We start from the raw sequence: 3,395 nt of genomic DNA, 5'->3' as shown, positions 1-3,395 counted from the left end.
GCTAAGAACCTTTAACAGCTCATTTTCAAATGTTTTCTCCACAAATATATTTATGATTTCTAGTGAAGATATGAACTCAAGGTTTTAGCAACTTTGTAAATCTGTTCATCAAGTAAGTTGAATTGTTATTGTTTATCACTAAAGTAGATGTTCAAAATTACCACAAATAAAAAAATTAAATATGTAAATTATAAGAAGTGTTGAGAATTATAATTCTAAAATGGATTATAAAAGGAGGGTGAGAAATTGAAGAATAGAATAAAATTTTTCTTATTTTTATTAAGTGGTCTTTTTGTTATGTTTATATGCGTGAAAAACGTAAGTGCTATTCCGATATCATCTAATGAAACAACTAGTGAAAATCATGATCTGGATAAAAAAGTTTCGCATGATATGAAGAAGGTAATTTATCTGACTTTTGATGATGGTCCTAGCTATAAAGTTACAGGTCGTGTTCTAGACATTTTGAAGGAAAAGGATGTTAAAGGAACCTTTTTTCTAATAGGAAGCCAGATTGAGGGAAGAGAAGGAGTTGTAAAACGAATTTATGATGAAGGAAACAGTATAGGCCTTCATACTTATACTCATAAATTTAACAAAATTTATTGTAGTGAAGATAAATTTATACAAGAAATGCTTGCATGCCGTATTCAGATAAATAATGTTATTGGAATTTCACCTAATATAATAAGGTTTCCAGGTGGAAGCAGTAAGCATTTAAATAATAGATGTTTAAAGAAATTACATGATAATAATTTTAAAGTATATGACTGGAATATGGATAATACAGATGGATTAAATCCAAAGCTTTCTCCATATAGTTTATATAGGAAGGCAACAAAGGGAAGCGAGAAATTATCAAAAGTAATATTGCTTTTACATTGTACGGATATGAATAATAATACTTGTGAAGCGTTGCCAGAAATAATAGAATACTATAAATCGCAAGGATATGAATTTAAGACAATTACAGAAGATACACAAGAGTTATATTTTCCTATATCAAGGAGAACATTCACATTCTTTGAGGGTATGTAAGGAGCAGATATAAAAAATATTCTTTATTAACTCTATATAATTCATTTTTTGGTAATATGATGTTTACAAAAGGTTAATAACTTTGACAAACTACTGACAAAAATAAGTATTAATATAGTTATTAGAAAGGGTGTTTATATCATGGAAAAAGAAATTGAGGATCTAGAAATTAGAGATGATAAAGAATTAGAAATTAGAAATAAAGTTACAAAAAGGGATAAGAAGATATTGCAAAAAGCAATAAGTGGAATAAAGGGATGGAGTTTTAATCCAATAGCTGTAGTAAGTAATGGAATAGAAGAGTATTATTTTATTTGTAAAGTAAAAACAATAATAGAAAATTTGCAAATGACTATGGCAAGGATATATATTAAAGTTCAAGATGGAAATAAGCCTAGATTATTAGCTATAGAAGAGATAGTATAAAAGTTTTGCGACAAGTAAAATTGTTGCATAGGAATGGTTTTAAAAATAAAAAAATGTTAATAATTAAATTGTTAAACCTTTTTTCATAATTTATCAAAAGCAGCAATTAGGAATTGTCCAATTGCTGCTTATATTATTTTATTAGAAATAATCATAAAGAAAGACCTTCGTATAGATAAACAATATATAGCTTAGTCTTATGAAACAATCTACCGAAAGGAGAAACATTGTTATTTCACAGGGATATGAAAATTTCGCTGAAAGTGCTAAATTACAGATTGCACTACTAGTGATTGCTCTCAATTTCGTTGTGAGAAGTATTAATTTATATATTAATTAATAAAAAATATCAATTAATATTGATTATTTTATGATAATGTGCTAATATATAAACATACAAAAGATATTCAAATCCCCTTTACCTTAACCCCTCATAATTAATAGATAAAAAAATGCAGTCATATGATGGCTGCATTTTATTTTGCAATTTAAAACAGCGATATTAAGTTTTATTATTATTTTATTATTTTCAACTCATCTTGCAACTGTTTTTGCATGTCCTGCATATAGTCATCTATATTTTTATTTTTCGCAGAACTCCAAAATATATTTATTCCTATAAAGATTAAAAATATTAGGCTTAATATAATCATAAACTACACCTCACTTATTTAAAGTATTAACAAAAAAACATAATTGTATTACGACTATTTTCAACAATTAGAATAAAAATAAAAAAAATGTCTATATAAGATTTTATCAATAAATAATTTAATAAAACTTAACATATTAAGCAAATGTGGAATAAAATGATTTATTAAGATCAGAGTGGATAAAGTGAAAAAATTGACCAATAAAGTATATTTTATTATAATTTATAGTAACAGTATAAAAATAGATGAAATATTTATGAAGAGGAGAAGAACGGTATGAGATTAGTTATATTAAATGAAAAAGCAATGGACAAAGAGTTAGCGGTTCCTATTTATACGCAATCAGGAATGATATATTTAAATAAAGGTGCAAAAATTAATGAAAGAAATATTGAACAAATAAAGAAAATAGGTATAAATACAATCTATATAGATGATGGTATAAATGATGTTACTTTACAAGAAATATATGACGCACCATTAAGGCTAAAGGCAATCAAAGAGTTAAAGAATGTATTTGATGAATGCAAAAGGAAAAAATATGTCCCTGAACAACCAGTGATAAAAATAGTTGAAGAAATAATTGAAAATATAAATATTTCAGAAAATGCCTATTTATATAACAACTTAGCTAAAAATGATAAAGATCTTGAATTATGTACTCATTCGCTGAATGTAGCATTATTATCAATAATAATTGGTTACAAGAAAAAATATAGTCAGGACAAAATTTTAAAACTAGGGATTGGAGCTATATTACATGATATTGGTAAAATAGTTTCTGATGGAGATGATCATACTATTGAAGGGTATAAATTGGTAAAAAATAATAATTATTTTTCAGCAACATTATGTACTTGCATACGTTCACATCATGAAAATGAAGATGGCAGTGGTTATCCTGAAAAATTAAAAGGGGACAAGATATATGAATTTGCAAAGATTGTGTCTATTTGTAATGAATATATTAATATATTAGAGTCTGATGATTCTATTTTACCACACCATGCAATTGAAGTATTAGCAGCAATGGGCCAGCAAAGGTTCAGTAACGATATATATAAGGATTTTGTAGGATCAATTTATTGTTACCCTAATGGTTTGACTGTAAAGTTGAGTAATGGGTTAGAAGCTATGGTTATTAAACAAAATATAAATATGCCAACAAGACCTATAGTTGCATTTAAAGAAAATGATAATATAAACCTGAATTATTCATAGATATAGTTAATAACATAAGAAAGTTAGTTTTTCATGCTATTAGCTATTTCTTTTCTT

The 3,395-nt window shown here is 26.0% G+C and carries 4 protein-coding genes; 3 read left to right on the top strand and 1 reads right to left on the bottom strand.

The features are described 5' to 3' along the window. The first annotated feature begins 246 nt into the window (after positions 1-246). Together ACJDTP_RS27210 and ACJDTP_RS27205 are read left to right on the top strand one after the other, a co-directional pair. Positions 247-1,038, top strand: a complete 792-nt coding sequence (locus tag ACJDTP_RS27210; RefSeq protein WP_406762980.1) for a polysaccharide deacetylase family protein — start codon at positions 247-249, stop codon at positions 1,036-1,038. A 141-nt stretch (positions 1,039-1,179) separates the two neighbouring features. Beyond that, the gene (locus ACJDTP_RS27205) at positions 1,180-1,464 is read left to right on the top strand and encodes a hypothetical protein (RefSeq protein ID WP_012059467.1); all 285 of its coding nucleotides are present in this window, start codon (positions 1,180-1,182) and stop codon (positions 1,462-1,464) included. Positions 1,465-1,979: 515 nt separating this feature from the next. On the opposite strand, the gene ACJDTP_RS27200 is transcribed toward ACJDTP_RS27205, so the two are convergent. After that, positions 1,980-2,117: a hypothetical protein gene (locus tag ACJDTP_RS27200; RefSeq protein WP_161223461.1), complete on the bottom strand. Its 138-nt coding sequence runs from the start codon at positions 2,115-2,117 to the stop codon at positions 1,980-1,982. Between the two features lie 276 nt (positions 2,118-2,393). On the opposite strand from ACJDTP_RS27200, the gene ACJDTP_RS27195 reads away from it, so the two are divergent. Further along, on the top strand, positions 2,394-3,338 hold the full coding sequence (locus ACJDTP_RS27195) for an HD-GYP domain-containing protein (protein ID WP_406762979.1): 945 nt from the start codon (positions 2,394-2,396) through the stop codon (positions 3,336-3,338). The last annotated feature ends 57 nt before the right edge of the window (positions 3,339-3,395 follow it).

The sequence above is a fragment of the Candidatus Clostridium helianthi genome (genome assembly GCF_045310795.1).
In the GTDB taxonomy this organism is placed as follows: Bacteria; Bacillota; Clostridia; order Clostridiales; family Clostridiaceae; genus Clostridium; species Clostridium helianthi.
The sequence above is the reverse complement of the archived record's forward strand: the minus strand, read 5'-3'. Positions and strand labels throughout refer to the sequence as shown.